Source organism: Corynebacterium sp. MSK039 (assembly GCF_030232315.1).
Taxonomy (GTDB): Bacteria; Actinomycetota; Actinomycetes; order Mycobacteriales; family Mycobacteriaceae; genus Corynebacterium.
The window spans coordinates 13,566-29,215 of sequence record NZ_JASPJL010000005.1 but is presented as its reverse complement, the minus strand read 5'-3'; the positions used below and the strand labels follow the sequence as shown (position 1 = coordinate 29,215).

Genomic DNA, 15,650 nt, shown 5'->3' with positions numbered 1-15,650 from the left:
CAAAACTTAGGGAAGAAACCATGAGCAACACCGACTCCTTCATCTCCGCACCAGCCCAAATCCAGACCCCCAACGGGGAAATCCCAGCAGGACAGCCAGCCTGGAACAAGCAGCGCAACTCGCAGATGCCCAACCGCCGCTACCTGCCATTCTTCGAGGAAGTCGACCACATCACCCTGCCGGACCGCACCTGGCCAGATAAGGTCATCGACCGCGCCCCGCAGTGGTGTGCGGTCGACCTGCGCGACGGCAACCAGGCCCTGATCGACCCCATGAGCCCAGAGCGCAAGCGCCGCATGTTCGACATGCTGGTGGAGATGGGATACAAGGAGATCGAGGTCGGCTTCCCGTCCGCGTCCCAGACGGACTACGACTTCGTCCGCGAGATCATCGAAGAGAACAAGATCCCGGATGACGTCACCATCCAGGTCCTGGTCCAGGCCCGTGAGCACCTGATCCGCCGCACCTTCGAGGCCTGCGCCGGCGCGAAGAACGTCATCGTCCACTTCTACAACTCCACCTCCGAGCTGCAGCGCCGTGTGGTCTTCCGCAAGGACAAGGAAGGCATCAAGAAGCTGGCCACCGACGCAGCCCACCTGATCAAGGAAATCGCCCAGGACTACCCGGACACCAACTGGCGCTGGGAGTACTCCCCGGAGTCCTTCACCGGCACCGAGATCGAGTACGCCAAGGAAGTCTGCGACGCGGTCGTCGAGGTCATCGACCCGACCCCGGAGAACCCGATCATCATCAACCTGCCCTCCACGGTGGAGATGATCACCCCGAACGTCTACGCGGACTCCATCGAGTGGATGCACCGCAACCTGAACCGCCGCGACTCCATCATCCTGTCCCTGCACCCGCACAACGACCGCGGCGAGGGCGTGGCCGCCGCCGAGCTGGGCTACCTGGCCGGCGCCGACCGCATCGAGGGCTGCCTGTTCGGCAACGGTGAGCGCACCGGCAACGTCTGCCTGGTCACCCTGGGCCTGAACATGCTGACCCAGGGCGTGGACCCGCAGATCGACTTCTCCGACATCGACCAGATCCGCCGCACCGTGGAGTACTGCAACCAGCTGCGCGTCCCGGAACGCCACCCGTACGGCGGTGAGCTGGTATTCACCGCGTTCTCCGGCTCCCACCAGGACGCCATCAACAAGGGCCTGGCAGCCATGGCGGAGCGCGACGCCGCCGAGGACACCCCGGAGGACCCGGCAAGCGCGGACTCCGAGACCCTGACCGAGGCCGTCCGCAACGTCACCTGGGAGGTGCCGTATCTGCCGATCGACCCGAAGGACATCGGGCGCTCCTACGAGGCCGTGATCCGCGTGAACTCCCAGTCCGGTAAGGGCGGGGTCGCCTACATCATGAAGACCGACCACAACCTGGACCTGCCGCGCCCGATGCAGGTGGAGTTCTCCGGCATCGTCCAGGCAGTCACCGACGCCGAGGGCGGCGAAGTGAACCCGAAGGCCATGTGGGACATCTTCGCCACCGAGTACCTGGACCGCACCGCGCCGGTGGACGTGATCTCCACGACCGTCGACGGCGGCCAGAACGAGGGCGAGGAGTCCGCCGTGACCTCCCAGATCGAGTTCAACGGCGAGCCGAAGACCCTCAAGGGCCGCGGTAACGGCCCGATCGCCGCCTACTGCAACGCCCTGGAGTGCCTGGGCGTGGACGTGGAGGTTCAGGAGTACAGCCAGCACGCCCGCACCAGCGGTGACGACGCCGAAGCCGCCGCCTACGTGCTGGCCGAGGTCAACGGGCAGCGCGTCTGGGGTGCCGGTATTGCGGGCTCAATTACCTACGCCTCCCTGAAGGCGGTGACCTCCGCGGTCAACCGCGCGCTGAATAGCTAGCAGGGAGGCTCCCGGGGGACGGGGCGGGGCACGGGCGCGTAGGTGGCGTTCCGGCCCCGCCCTTCGTCGTGCGTGGGGATCGCGATCCTCCGCCCCGCCCTCCATCGTGCGTGGACTGAGCGTGGGGTGAAGGGAACACGGGGCCACGCGCCCGCGGGGTGAGCTGTGGACGCGGGTGCACCGCCGTGTGCACGGGCGGCGAAGCTGCGCGCCCGCGGGGTGGGTGCGGGGTGCGTGGACTAACATGGTTCCCAATGAATAACCAGCAGTTTTCGGATTCGGGCGACCGCCCCGCACCCCGTCGCCGCGCCCGCCGTAGGGTCAGCCGCCGCGCCGGCTCCCCGTCGGCGGCAGCCGTCGCCTCCGCATCCGCCGTCGAGGCCGCCGAAGCGCTCCGTCCGAGCAGCCGACGCTCGGACGCAGACGGCACCAGCTACCCCAAGACCAGCCGGGACGGCTCCGCCCAGCCCGGCCCGGGTCACTCGAGCTCGGGCCACTCGGACACCGGCAGCGCAGACGCGAACTCCGCAGGCACGGGCGCCGCGACCACCGGCAACGCCGCCGAACCCTCCGAGCACCCCAGCCCGGCCCACACCATCCCCACCCCGCCCAGCGTTGAGGACGCCCCCACCGTCGCGGTGGCCGTCACCACCAGCGGGATCCACCCGACCACGGCCCGGCTCATCGCCCTGGCCGCGGTCTACTACGACGCCGACGGCGCCGAGGCCGGCCACTTCGTCCAGGCCCTCAACCCCAGCGAGGACCCCGGCCCGTGGCACATGCACGGCTTCGACGCCGGCGAGCTCGCCCAGCAGATTGGCTTCGCCACCGCCGCCGCGGAGATCAAGGCAGCCCTCGATGGCCGCGAGGTGATCCTCCACGACGCCCCCCTCGCCTGGGGTTTCATCACCCACGAGTTCCGCCGGGCCCAGCGGGCCGCCAACCGCGGCCGTGGGCGTGGCCGCTCCGGCAGGGGACGTGGGCGTGGCCGCAGCAAGGCCATCCCCACCCCGGAACCGGCGGTACTGATCGACACCCTGGCCACCACTCGCCGCCAGGAGATGCCCGCCGTGGACCCCCGCGCCAGGGCGGTCGCGCAGCTCTACCCGCATAACGCCCCGGCCGATGCTCTCCCGGAGCTCGGCGCGGCGGCCTCCGACCAGCGGGCCGCCATGCCAGCCGAGGAGCTTCTGGTCGCCGATGCCCGCCTGCTCGGGGCGCTGCACGCAGCGCAGCAGGAACAGGCAGACCGTGACGGCGGCGACGTCGTCCGCCTCGACCCCGAGGACCTGACCGCGGACCAGTTCGGTTTGCAGCGCAGCGCCATCCGCGTGGACGCCATCAACGCCCCGCGCCCGCTCGAGAACCCCGGCACCCCGGAGAGCGAGGACGGTAGCTGGCAGCTCGTCGCGGGCATGGAATTCGTGGTCAGCCCGGACGTCGCCCGCGATCCGGACGAGCTCATCGAGCAGGGCGTGGCGGCCGGACTGGTGTACTCCGAGAAGCTGAACCGCACCTCCAGCCTGGTGGTCTGCAATCAAAACTTCGAGCTGCGCGGCAAGGCCATGCACGCCGATCGGAAGGACATTCCGCTGCTCAGTGACGAGGAGTTCCTGGGCGCGCTCGAGGATGTCGCCGAGGGGACGCGGAACACCGACGCGGGCCGCGGCGGTGGCCAGCGGGGTGGTCAACGAGGGAATGGCCAGCGCAGTGGGAGCGGTGGCGGCCGTGGCGGTAGTGGCCGTGGTGGTGGCCAGCGCTCCGGCGGTCACGGCGGCGGCCGGTCTGGTTCCGGTGGTTCGGGGTCGGGTTCCGGTAACCGGCGCAAGCGCTCGCGCGGGGGACGCCGCCGTGGCGGCGGCTCGCAGGGCGGCGGCCGTAACAACGACGGCGCTCAAAACGGTTCCGGCAGCGGCAGCAGCCAGGCCGGGAAGAACAACTCCGGCGGCCAGAACACCGACGGCAAGAACCCGAAGAACACCGGGAAAAATAACTCCGAGCAGCCGAAACGCAAACGCAAGCGCGGTGGACGTCGCCGTGGCCGCGGCGGACGCGGGTCGAACGGACAAGGCAGCAAGACTAACGTAGGCAAACGTGAAAACTAAGAATCCGAACGGCAACGGCGGCACTCGCCGCATGAGCCTGCGCAGCCGCATCGCCTGCCAGGCCGCAGACCTCGCGACGTGGGCGTCCCAAAAGACCGGCCGCGGCGCGGGCGGAATGATCGGCGGGCTCATCGCCAACGCCATCGACCCGAACCTCCTCGCGCAGCTCGGCCAGGGCCGCCCGACGGTGCTGGTCACCGGCACGAACGGCAAGTCCACGACCACCCGGATGCTCGCGCACGCACTGGAGTCCCGCTACAGCGTCGCCACCAACGAGGGCGGCGACAACATGGACGCCGGCGTCATCTCCGCGCTGCTCGCGGGAAGGGGCAAGGACGTCGTCGCGCTCGAGGTCGACGAGCTCCACGTCCCGAATATCGCGGAGAAGCTGGACGCGGACGTGCTCGTCCTGCTCAACCTCACCCGCGACCAGCTGGACCGTGTGGGCGAGATCAACAAGATCGAACGCGCGCTGCGAGCCTGCGTGGAAGCGCGGCCGGACATGACGGTGATCGCGAACTGCGACGACGTCCAGGTCACCTCCGTGGCGTGGGACGCGCCGAACGTCGTGTGGGTCTCCGCGGGTGCCGGCTTCGTGGGGGACTCCACCAGCTGCCCGCGCACCGGCGGGCACATCGTTCGCACCGAGGACGACTGGTACGCCGTGAAGAAGCTCCCGGATGGGCGCGAGTTCCGCCGGCCCGAGCCGACCTGGTGGGTCGATAAAGACGGCCTCGGCCATGCCGGGGAAGGCGCTCGTGCCGGTGGTGCTGGTGCGAGCGGCGCTGGTGCGAGCGGCGCTGACGTGGTTAGCGCTGGCGCGGGTGGCCAGACCCTGCCCATGAACCTGCAGCTCCCCGGCCGCGCCAACCGCGGCAATGCGGCCCAGGCGATCGCGGCAGCCGTCGTCATGGACGTGCCGGTCAAGGATGCGCTGCGCGCCGCGGAGGAGGTCACGGACGTCGCCGGACGCTACTCCCTCGTCGAGTTCGAGGGCCGCACGCTGCGCCTCATGCTCGCGAAGAACCCCGCGGGCTGGCAGGAAGCGCTGTCGATGATTGACCGGGGCGTGGACTCCGTCGTCATTGCCGTGAACGGGCAGGTCGCGGACGGGCAGGATCTCTCCTGGATTTGGGACGTCCGCTTCGAAGACTTCGAGGGCCAGCAGGTGCTCGCCGCAGGTGAGCGCGGCACCGACCTGGCCGTGCGGCTGGGCTACGCCGGGGTGCGGCACACGCTGATCAAGGACACGGTGGACGCCGTGCTGGCGTGCCCGCCCGGCCGCGTGGAGGTGCTCGCGAACTACACCGCCTTCCGCGACCTGAAGCGCGAGCTGGAGCGGCGCGGCGCGACAACCGTCGAGGCTGATGAGGCTAACGGCACGGATGCCATCAGCACCACCGGCGAGGCGACAACCACCGCGACCGAGGAGGACGCACGATAATGGCAGAACTCAACATTGGCCTGGTACTGCCCGACGTGCTCGGCACCTACGGCGACGACGGCAACGCGCTCGTGCTGCGGCAACGCGCCCGCCTGCGCGGCATCACCGCGGAGATCCACACCATCCGCTACGGGGAGGCCGTCCCGGAGACGCTGGACGTCTACACCCTGGGTGGCGGCGAGGACGTCGCCCAGCTGCTGGCCGCGGAGCACCTGCGGGCCGACGGTGGTCTGGTGCGCGCGGCTGAGTCGGGGCGGCCGGTGCTCGCGATTTGTGCGGGCCTGCAGGTGCTCGGCGAGTCCTTCCACGCTGGTGGGAAGCTCGCGGAGGGGCTTGGTCTGCTGGATGCGACGACGTCCCAGCTGGGCGAGCGCATGATCGGCGAGCTGCACTCGGAGCCTTACCGGCCGGGTGGTAACGGCGGCGGTGCTGGTGCTGGTGCGGGCGGCGCGAATGCTGGCGACGGGGCGGGTGCCCAGTCGCTGGCCGCTGACCTGAACGAACTGACCGAGCCGCTCACCGGCTTCGCCAACCACATGGGTGCGACGATTCTGGGTCCCGATGCCCGCCCGCTGGGCATCCTGCGCGCCCGCGGCGGGATGGTCGGAAACACGGACGCGCACGGTGTTGAGGCTGCTGACGTCGTAGTAAATAACAGCGAGAAACAGCAAAGCTACGAGGGTGCGGTGCAGGGTTCCGTGATCGCGACGTACATGCATGGGCCGGCGCTGGCGCGGAATCCGCAGCTCGCGGACGTGCTGCTCGCGCGTGCGCTCGGGACGACCGTGGCTGAGCTGCCGGCGCTGGGTGCGGGCAGCATCGCGGAGTTCGAGGGCGTGCCGGCCGGGGACGCTGGCCACGGCGCGGGCCGCGCTGCGAGCGCTGGCCGGGCGGGCGCTGGTGCAGGTGCTGATGCTGGTGCCGGGAGCCCGGACGGCCGTGAATTCGCGGCACAACTCACCGCTGAGGTGGAGCAGCTGCGCCGCGAGCGCCTGGGCTAGTTCACCCGCGAGCGCCTGGGCTACCCCCTTCGCGCGCCCCTACCCCGCCTCTATGCACGTTTTGCAGAGTTTCAGGTCGCTTTTTGACCAATTTCCGGCATCAAACTCTGCAAAACGCACGAGGGAGGGGAAGGGGAGAGCAAAACACATCGGGCCCCGCCCCTAGCTCGCGCAGCCCCTTAACGCGTGCCTCTCGCGCCCCCGCGCGCCCCTCGCGCGCACCCTTTGCACGTTTTGCAGAGTTTGATGTCGCTTTTTGAGCAATTTCCGGCATCAAACTCTGCAAAACGCACATGGGGGGGAGCACAACGCATCAGGCTCGCAGCCAGCGGGCGTGCGCCCGCCCAGAGCCCATCCCCGGCGGCCAGCGGGTGAGCGCCCGCTCCCCTCGGTATATTCGGTGCTCATGGTCGCCCACATCCACGATTGCATCATTGTCGGCGCCGGCCAGGCCGGGCTCTCCACCGCGTTCTACCTGCAAAGACGCGGAATCACCCCAGTCATCCTGGACAACCAGCCCGGCCCCGGCGCCGCGTGGCGACACGTCTGGCCCTCCATGACTCTGTTCTCCACCCCGGGTTTCTCCAACATGTCGGGCATGCTGATGCCGAAGTACCGCGGGCCCGGGGACTACCCGGACGCCCAGCACGTCATCGACTATTTCACCGCGTACGAGCAACGTTATGGCTTCGACATTCGGCGCCCTGTTGACGTCCTGAAAGTAAACGCAGACACCGCGGGCGGCTTCGTCCTCGACACCAGCGAGGGCGAGTTCCGGGCGCGCACCGTCGTCGCGGCGACGGGCACGTGGTCGGCACCGTTCGTCCCCTTCCTGCCCGGCACCTTCCGCGGGCGGCAGCGGCATTCCGCGACGTACCCGGGGCCGGAAGAGTTCCGCGGCAAGAAGGTCGCGGTGGTCGGCGCGGCGAACTCGGGGGCGCAGATCGCGGCGGAGCTCACGGACGTCGCGGAGGTCACGTGGTTCACCCGCCACGAGCCGCGGTGGATGCCCGACGACGTCGACGGGCGCGTCCTGTTCCGCCGGAATCGGGAACGCGCGCAGGCTGTTTTTGCTGGTGAGGACGACCCCGGTGGCGATCGCAATCTCGGGGAGATCGTGATGCTGCCGAAGGTACTGGAGGCCCGGGACTCGGGTGCGTTGCGAGCGACACCGATGTTCGACTCCCTGGACGAGCTGACGGAGGCGGGCTTCAATGAGCTCGTGTGGTGCACGGGTTTCCGCCCGGCGGTGCGGCCGTTCCGCGAGCTGGTGCGGACGACGGATTCGGGGCGGTTGCGCTCCGTTGTATCCGGGTTTTACCTGGTGGGTCTCGGGGAGACGACGGGCCCCGGTTCCGGCACGATCATGGGTGTGCAGCCTTTCGCGCGCGAGGTGGCTGGGGAGATCGCGGAGGAGCTGGCCTAGGAAGCCTCCTTATTCACGTGCCTTTTCCGCACGTGCGCTGGGTTAGAGGGCCCCTTCTTTCACGTGCTCTGTTCGGATCCCCCGAGCCCCGCCCCTTTTTCCGCGCGTTTTGCAGAGTTTGATGCCGGAAATTGGGTCAAAAGCGGCATCAAACTCTGCAAAACATAAGAGGGACGGGCGGGGTGGGTTAGGGCGCAGCGGGCGGGGTGGGCCGGTGGAGCAGAGCGGACGAGTGGAGCGGGGTGAGCGGGCCGGGCTGGCTAAGAACCAAATGGGCTAGAGCTTCAGCTGGGTGCGGCCCGCGAACGCGCGGGAGAGCGTGAGCTCGTCGACGAACTCCAAGTCCCCACCCATGGGGATCCCGCTGGCCAGGCGCGAGACCGTCAGCCCCGGGAACTCCTTCAGCAAACGCCCCAGGTAGGAGGCCGTCGCCTCGCCCTCGGTATTCGGATCCGTCGCGATGATGACCTCGGTGATCTCCGGGGCCTCGCGGTACTCGACCTCGTCGGCACCGCGTTCGTTGCCACCGCCTTCGGGCGCGCCCGCACCCGGGGCCGCGCTGCTGCCGCCCGGGCCTAAGCCGTCGCTGCCCACGCCAGCGCCACCAGCACCACTGCCGCCACCAGAGCCAGCGCCACCAGCACCAGCACCGCCGTCCATCAGCGACCCCTGCACCGGCCCACTGGCCGACGCGTGCGGTGCGCTCACCGCCACGTCCGGCAGCACCCCACCGATCCGCTGTACCAGCGCGGTCACGTTCAGCTCCCCCGGCCCCACGCCATTCAGCGGGTCCAGCGCCCCACCGAGCACGTGGTATCTGCCCCGGTACTCACCGGTGCGCTCGATGACCTGGATGTCCTTCGGCTCCTCAACCACGCACACCAGGCTGGCGTCCCTGGAGGAATCCGCGCAGATGCGGCAGACGTCCTCCTGGGAGATGTTGTGGCAGATACGGCAAAACGCCACGCCGGAGTGCAGATTCCCCAGCGCGGCTTGGAAACGTTCGATGTCCTCGCCGGTCGCGGTTTCCAGCAGGTGGAGGGCGATGCGCTGCGCGCTTTTCGGCCCAATGCCTGGGAGGCTGGCGAACTCGTCGATGACGTCCTGAAGCGGACCTTCAAACAAAGTGAACTTTCCCCGTTTCTTCAGTGGCGCTTAGCCGTAATGCGTGCCCCGCGCGCCCCGCCCCCCCCACCGGCCGCGCGGGTTCGAAGTGTTAGAAAGGCAGTCCGCCGCCACCGAGGTCAGCCAGCGGGCCCATCTTCTCCTGGGCGAGGTCCTGCAGCTTCTGGTTGGCGTCCTGGAATGCGCCGATGATGAGGTCCTGGAGGGTTTCGACGTCCTCCGGGTCCACGACCTCCGGGTCGATCTTCAGGTCCTGAACCTCGCCGCCGCCGGAGAGTACGAGGGTGACCTTGCCGTTGCCGGCCTCCCCAACAATGGAGGACGCGACGATTTCCGCCTGCGCCTCCTGCAGCTGCTTCTGCATGCGCTGGGCCTGGGCCATGATGTCGTTCATGTTTGGCTGGGACATTTTCCTTGTTCCTTCGCTTCTCGGTTTCTAGGGTTTTTGTTCTTCTTCGGCTGCCACTTTACCCATTCGGTCGGAGCTTGTCGGTGGCAGTTCACTGTGTATTGTTCTGTGCGTTTTCCTAGCGTGTGCGCTCGCCGCCGAGGATGTTCTCGATGAGCTCACCTGCGATCTCCAGGGCGGGCCGCGTTTCGCGCTTCCCGGCCTCCCCAGTAGCGAGGTCGTCCATGATTTCGTCTTGCTGCCTGCGGAGGGCTTCCTCTGGGTCGGTGGGTTGGGTCCTTTGATTTGGGACGTCAACCCCTTGGCCTTCGAAAGCGCTACCGTTGTTGGGCTGCCCGGCGGGGTGTGGGCCGCCCGGCTGACCGCCCTGTGGGGCGCCGCCGACCGGCCCGGGGTCCGCGTTGCCTGCACCCGGTGTGGGGCCGTTGGGGTAGCCGCCGGGGCCGGAGTCCCAGGGGTCCTCCGGCGGTTCGTCGGGGAGGGGCACGCCGTTGAAGCCGTTGGCGAGCTTGTATTCCCTGCTGGCGGCGTATTTCGCGGCGCGGGCACGCCAGCCGCTCTGGGGCTTGGCCTCTTCCTGATGGCTTGGCCCCTGGGGGGCTGGGGTTGGGGCCGTTGCCTGGGCAGCGCTGGCCTCGGCCATGCGGCGGGCGCGCTCGAGGGCGCTGCTGCCCGCGCTGGGCTGGACGGGTTGGGTCGGCTGAGTTGGCTGGCTGGCCTGCTTCGGCACAGTCTGGCTTGTTCCAGCTTCCCCACCCGGCGCGGACTGGTCGGACTGCGTCGGGGCAGCCTTGCCCGCACCGGTCTCCTCGCCTGGCTCGTGCCTGCCGGCATCGCTCACACCGGTCGGTGCAGGCGACGCAGCCTGCGAGGAGTCCGCCTGGCTGTGCTGACTGGGCTCTGTCTGGCTTGCCGTTGGCTGGCTTAACGCTGACTCGCTAGCCTCCGCACCGTTGGTGCTGTTCCCGCTGGTCGTGCTGGTTGGTGTTGCCGACTCAGCCGGGGCCTCCTCAGCTGAGCCGGCCTGGGCTTTTCCCGGGTTAGTCCCGCCAACGGTGGCGACCACCGTGTGCGCGGTGCCGAGGACCTCCTCGGCCGCCTTGCTATAAATCGGTGCGCTGCGGTCGCTGTTGACGAACTTCGCCAGCGCGCCCGTGGCGTGCTCCACCACGATCTGATCCGCGGTGGGTTGCTCTGCTGCCAGGGTGGCGTCGCGCCCAGCGATCCACGCGCTCAGGTCGTGCTCGCGCACCTTTTCGAGGATCTGTTGCCAGGCCTGCTCGTCGACCTGCGAGGCTTCGCCGGATGGCGCAGCCTCGGTGTTCGCAACAGCCTCGGTGGGTTGTGCAGCCTCGGCGGGCGCCTCAGCAGGTTCCTCGGACGGCTGTCCGGAAGGTTGCTCGGTGTTCTCGGCCTGGGCATTCCCCGACTGGGACTGCTGGGCAGAAGGCTCGTCACCGCTGGCCGCTGGGCTGGGCTGCGACTGTGGCTGGGCCACGGCACCAGCGCCCTGGGCCTGACCTGCGCCTGCTTGCTGCGATGCCTGACCTGCGCCCGCCTGCTGCGGCGCTTGGCCCGCGTTCGCGCGGGCGGCCCGGCGGCGGTCCATGATCTCCCGAGCCTCGCGGGCCTGGGCGATCGCCGGATCCTCCTCCGGAGCACCGGCAGTGCTGTTCTCCTGCCCGGCAGCCTGCGCTGAATCATTCACATCTTGCGCCGCTGTTGCAGCACCCTGCTGCTCCTGCGCGTCATTCGCAGGCTGCTGGGCGCGAGCCGCCTCCGCGGCCTCCTGCACGGCTGACTTCTCCGGCTGGGGCGCTGCCCCCTGACCGGCCGGAACAGCGCCCTGTGCGGTGCTCTGCCCATCACTCTGCTCAGCAGCCTGGTCCTCGGCCTCCTGGCCAGGCTGACCGGACTGGCCAGACTCACCGGACTGCGTGGACCGGCCAGCCTGAGCAGCAGCATTCCCCGGCTGTTCTGGCTGCTGCGACGCCACGTTCTGCTGCGTCGCCTCCTGCGGCGCCGCGTCCTGCGACTTCACAGCACCCGACTCCACCGACGCAGCCGCCACCGATGCAGCCTCCGCCGACGCCTTGCGGCGCCGCGGCCGCTCATAACGCTTACCGCTCGACAGGCCCGACGCATCCCCCTGCGGGGTCGCCCCAGCGCCCACGGCCGGGCTCGCCAGCCCACCGCTAGCACCCATCGGCCCGGCAGCGCGCACCCCCGTGCCCTGCTCCAGCGCCTCAACACGCTGCGCGAGCGCCTCCACCGTCATACCCGCGGCCGGAAGCGCCATCCGCGCGCACAAAATCTCCAACAGCAACCGCGGCGACGTCGCCCCACGCATCTGCGCGAGACCATCGTTGACCACCGCAGCACACCGCGTCAGCGTCGCCGGCCCCAGCGCCTCGGCCTGCTGCCGCAGCCCGTCCTGCTCCTGGGCCGGCACATCCACCAGTCCGCGCTCGAAAGCATCCGGCACCGCCTGGACAATCAGCAGGTCGCGAAAGCGATCCAACAGGTCCATCGCAAAGCGGCGCGGGTCATAACCGGCGTTGATGACATCGTCGACAACCGCGAACAAACCCGCCTGATCCTGGGCAGCCAACGCCTCCGCGGAACGGTCCAGCAGCGAAGAGTCCGTCACGCCCAGCAGCGCCACCGCCCGCTGGTAAGTCACGCCCTCCGGGCCAGCACCGGCGAGCAGCTGATCCATGATGGACAGCGAGTCACGCGGCGAACCCCCGCCTGCGCGCACGACCAGCGGATACACGGCGTCCTCGACCACCGCGCCCTCGTCGGCGACGATGCGCTCCAACAGGCCGCGCATGTCCGGCGGGGTGAGCAACCGGAAAGGGTAGTTGTGCGTCCGCGAGCGGATCGTCGCCAGCAGCTTCTCCGGCTCAGTGGTCGCGAAGATAAAGATGAGGTGCTCCGGCGGTTCCTCCACGATCTTCAGGAGGGTGTTGAAGCCCTCCGTGGTGATCATGTGCGCCTCATCGATGATGAACACGCGGTAGCGGGAATCCGCGGGCGCGTAGAACGCCCGGTCGCGCAGCTCACGCATGTCATCCACACCACGGTGGGAGGCGGCGTCCAGCTCGGTGACGTCCAAGCTGCCCGGGCCGCCAGGGGCGAGCGCGATGCAGGAATCGCACTTCCCGCACGGCGTCGACGTCGGACCCTCCACGCAGTTCAGCGAGCGCGCGAGGATGCGTGCCGAGGAGGTCTTACCGCAACCGCGCGGGCCCGAGAACAAGTACGCATGGTTGATGCGCCCACTGTCCAGCGCGACGGACAGCGGCTCGGTTACATGCTCCTGCCCCACGACCTCGGCAAACGAGGCCGGGCGGTACTTCCGGTATAAAGCCACGCCCCTAGGTTACCCGGCGGGGCAGACACGCCAATTCGGTCCTTCTCCCCCAGTACCTTTGCGGTCCGGCTTACTTCTTTGGGGCCGCCCTCCCTTTTTTCATGACGACGACGCCGCCGGTGTCACAGCAGCGGGTAGCCGTCCCCGTCCTCGAAATATGGCCGGCGCCTAAGAGGATCATGATGAACTCGACCATCGACCAGATGTACACCGCGAGGAGGATCGGGATGCCGATGAGAAGGATGGAGGTGGCCCAGCCGAAAATCGTGAGCCCCAGCTGCCACTTCGCCCGACGCTGATAGCCCAGGTAAAAGTTGTGCACGCCCAGCGTTCCCAGGAACACCGCCAGCACAGCAGCGACGATCGAGTTGCGGGAGCTGGAGGGCATGGCATCAAAATCGTTGGAGCCGTGGTTCGGATAGCCGGGGACCGCGGAGGATGCGGCGAGGCCGTGGCCGCCGTGGCCGTGGTAGCCGCTATGGCTGCCCTCGGCGCTATCCATGCCGGTGGGGAATCCGGGCAACCCCTGGTGCTTGGGCTCGTACTGCTGGCCGGGGTTGTACTGGGGCTTGTTCGGGTACCCAGGCTTGTTCTGGTAGCTGGACTTGTTCGCGGCGTGGTCTGCCTGCAGATCGTCGTAGAGGTCGCGGTACTCGTCGGCGATGGGATTGTGCGGGTTTTGGAAATCGCCGAACCCACCCATCGGGTCGCCGATGAACGGGTCCTCCCCGTGGGGGTTGGAGTGCCCGTGAGAGTACGGGTTCTTCGCCATCATCGCCTCCTCGTACCTCCTGTCCTCAATCCTTCGGTTTACTTTTGCCACCTGCGTCCACGACCAGCGGGATTCGCGAGCCGGCGCTGCAAGGCTCGTAGTCTGCCGCAGCCTAGCGCATGAGGTCGTTGATATTAACCTGCTGCTCGACCAAGTAGTTCTGGAGCTCGTCCACGCCGTTGCGTCCCTCTTCGGCAGCGCGGTCAAGGATTTCCAGTTCGGCGTCGGTGATCATCACCAGCTGGGCCGGCACCGTCAGCCGACCGGGGTGCGTGTAGTCGAAGCCCTTCTCGCTCACCGGACCATCCGCACCGACCTGGTCGGCTTTCTTGGAGCCGTCCCCGCCGTCACCAGCGATCTCGTGGACCTGCGGAACACCCTTCTCCCAGAGGAAAGGCACGATCAGCAGCCCGTGACGGGCGGACAGCCCCTCGCGCACGTGGTCGCCCAGCCCGCGCATCACCGTGCCCGGCTGCGGGGTCCACACGCCTGGATCCTGGGAGACCATCGTCGCGGCGGCGGCCACCAGGTTCGGCGCAAGGTCATCGTGTCCGGCAGCCACCGTGACGAACTCGACCCGCACCTCGGTGCCCGGTTCCGCCTCCAGGCCGACCTCGATGCGCCCTGCGTCCAGGCTCATCGCGACGGTCTCCGGCGCGGCCGTGCCGTCCCCACCGAGGGCGACGGATGCGGCAGCGAACTCCGGGAAGGACTCACCAACCCGGTAGGTGTCCACCTCAAGGGGTTCGGGCAGCAGCTGCTCGACCCAGGCGAAAGTTTCCTCTTGGTTCATGTGTCCTCCTTAAGCTCCGACGTGGCCAGGCCTTAGGCCCCGGCCTCCACGGCCTCGATCGCGGCGAGCAGCACGCAGGTCGCAAAACCGTCCATCGCCAGGCGCACCTGCTCCGGCTCCGGCATCGACGGTGCCAGGCGCAGGTTCTGGTCCTTCGGGTCCTGCTTCAGCGGGAACGTCGACCCCGCCCCGGTCAGCGCAACGCCGGCCTCCTTGGCCAGCTCAACGACGCGGCCGGCGGTCCCCTCGACCACGTTGACGCTGATGAAGTAGCCACCAGCCGGGTCGGTCCACTCCGCAACACCCAGGCCGCCGAGGCGCTCCTCCAGGATTTCGACGACCGCGCGGAACTTCGGGGCCAGGGATCCCGCGTGCTTCCGCATCAGCGCGCGCACGCCCTCGGCATCGCCGAAGAACTGGGCGTGAGCCAGCTGGTTGACCTTATTCGGCCCGATGCCGCGCACGATCGCGTGGCGCTTCCACCAGTCCAGGTTCTCCTCGGAGGAGGCGAAGAAGGCCACGCCGGAACCCGCCTGCGTGATCTTGGAGGTGGAGGACATGCACCAGAAACGATTCGGGTTGCCCGCCTCCGCGGCGAAGCCGAGGACGTCGTACACCGGCGGGAACTCGTCCGTCAGGGTGTGGACGACGTAGGCGTTGTCCCACACGATGCGGAAGTCCGGCGCCGCCGTCTCCAGGGACGCCAGCTCGCGGCAGACGTCCTCGGAGTACAGGGTGCCCGTCGGGTTGGAGAACATCGGGACAGCCCACATGCCCTTGACCAGCGGGTCCTTCACCAATTCGCGGACCTGATCCAGGTCCGGGCCATCCTCGAGGAGGTCCACGGTGATCATCTCGAAACCGAAGTGCTCGGTGATGGTGTGGTGACGGTCGTAGCCCGGCACCGGGCAGATCCACTTGAGCTTCTCGCCCTTCTCCGCTGCTTCCGCCGCCTCGGCTGCCCACGGCGCGACGGAATCGTTGGTGCCGAAGGTGTATGCCCAGGCCACCAGGTCGAAGGCCATGTTCAGGGAGGAAGCATCGCCACAGACGATGTTCTCCGGGGCCACGCCGATGATCTCCGACCAGATGTTGCGGATATCCGCGATGCCGGTCAGCCCGCCGTAGTTGCGGGTGTCGGTGCCATCGGCGGCAATGAAGTTCTTGCCCGGGAGGCTGAGCAGATCCACCGCGAAGTCCAGCTGTTCGGTGGACGGCTTACCGCGGGTGAGATCCAACTTCAGGCCCTGGGCCTTGAGATCTGCGTACTTCTTCTCAACCTCGGGCTTGAGGGAAAGAAGCTGGTCACGGTCGATGTTTGCGAGCTGCACGGTGCT

The 15,650-nt window shown here is 68.4% G+C and carries 11 protein-coding genes; 5 read left to right on the top strand and 6 right to left on the bottom strand.

What is annotated here, in order from left to right:
* Positions 1-20 precede the first annotated feature (20 nt).
* From leuA to QP997_RS05205, 5 genes are all read left to right on the top strand, one after another.
* Positions 21-1,862, top strand: a complete 1,842-nt coding sequence (gene leuA, locus QP997_RS05225; RefSeq protein WP_284846447.1) for a 2-isopropylmalate synthase — start codon at positions 21-23, stop codon at positions 1,860-1,862.
* A gap of 254 nt (positions 1,863-2,116) precedes the next feature.
* Positions 2,117-3,967 carry a DNA polymerase III subunit epsilon gene (locus QP997_RS05220; protein ID WP_284846446.1) on the top strand — a complete coding sequence of 617 codons (1,851 nt, stop codon included), beginning with the start codon at positions 2,117-2,119 and terminating at the stop codon, positions 3,965-3,967.
* Positions 3,968-3,998: 31 nt separating this feature from the next.
* A complete protein-coding gene (locus tag QP997_RS05215; protein WP_284846508.1) occupies positions 3,999-5,411 on the top strand; it encodes a Mur ligase family protein in 1,413 nt (470 codons plus the stop codon).
* The gene (locus QP997_RS05210; RefSeq protein WP_284846445.1) at positions 5,411-6,412 is read left to right on the top strand and encodes a type 1 glutamine amidotransferase; all 1,002 of its coding nucleotides are present in this window, start codon (positions 5,411-5,413) and stop codon (positions 6,410-6,412) included. Before QP997_RS05215 ends, QP997_RS05210 begins: the two co-directional genes overlap by 1 nt.
* Positions 6,413-6,818: 406 nt before the next feature.
* Positions 6,819-7,838 carry an FAD-dependent oxidoreductase gene (locus QP997_RS05205; RefSeq protein ID WP_284846444.1) on the top strand — a complete coding sequence of 340 codons (1,020 nt, stop codon included), beginning with the start codon at positions 6,819-6,821 and terminating at the stop codon, positions 7,836-7,838.
* A 276-nt stretch (positions 7,839-8,114) separates the two neighbouring features.
* Here the strand turns inward: QP997_RS05205 and QP997_RS05200 are convergent, their stop codons facing one another.
* From QP997_RS05200 to QP997_RS05175, 6 genes are all read right to left on the bottom strand, one after another.
* Positions 8,115-8,963, bottom strand: coding sequence for a recombination mediator RecR (locus tag QP997_RS05200; RefSeq protein ID WP_284846443.1), 849 nt, complete (start codon positions 8,961-8,963; stop codon positions 8,115-8,117).
* Between the two features lie 91 nt (positions 8,964-9,054).
* A complete protein-coding gene (locus tag QP997_RS05195) occupies positions 9,055-9,372 on the bottom strand; it encodes a YbaB/EbfC family nucleoid-associated protein (protein ID WP_015382056.1) in 318 nt (105 codons plus the stop codon).
* Positions 9,373-9,490: 118 nt separating this feature from the next.
* Positions 9,491-12,748: a DNA polymerase III subunit gamma and tau gene (locus tag QP997_RS05190; protein WP_284846442.1), complete on the bottom strand. Its 3,258-nt coding sequence runs from the start codon at positions 12,746-12,748 to the stop codon at positions 9,491-9,493.
* A gap of 70 nt (positions 12,749-12,818) precedes the next feature.
* Positions 12,819-13,520, bottom strand: a complete 702-nt coding sequence (locus QP997_RS05185; RefSeq protein ID WP_284846441.1) for a TM2 domain-containing protein — start codon at positions 13,518-13,520, stop codon at positions 12,819-12,821.
* A gap of 112 nt (positions 13,521-13,632) precedes the next feature.
* Complete coding sequence (locus tag QP997_RS05180; RefSeq protein ID WP_284846440.1) at positions 13,633-14,313, bottom strand: hypothetical protein; 681 nt, start codon at positions 14,311-14,313, stop codon at positions 13,633-13,635.
* Between the two features lie 32 nt (positions 14,314-14,345).
* Positions 14,346-15,644 carry an aspartate aminotransferase type Ic gene (locus QP997_RS05175; protein ID WP_284846439.1) on the bottom strand — a complete coding sequence of 433 codons (1,299 nt, stop codon included), beginning with the start codon at positions 15,642-15,644 and terminating at the stop codon, positions 14,346-14,348.
* Between the last annotated feature and the right edge of the window lie 6 nt (positions 15,645-15,650).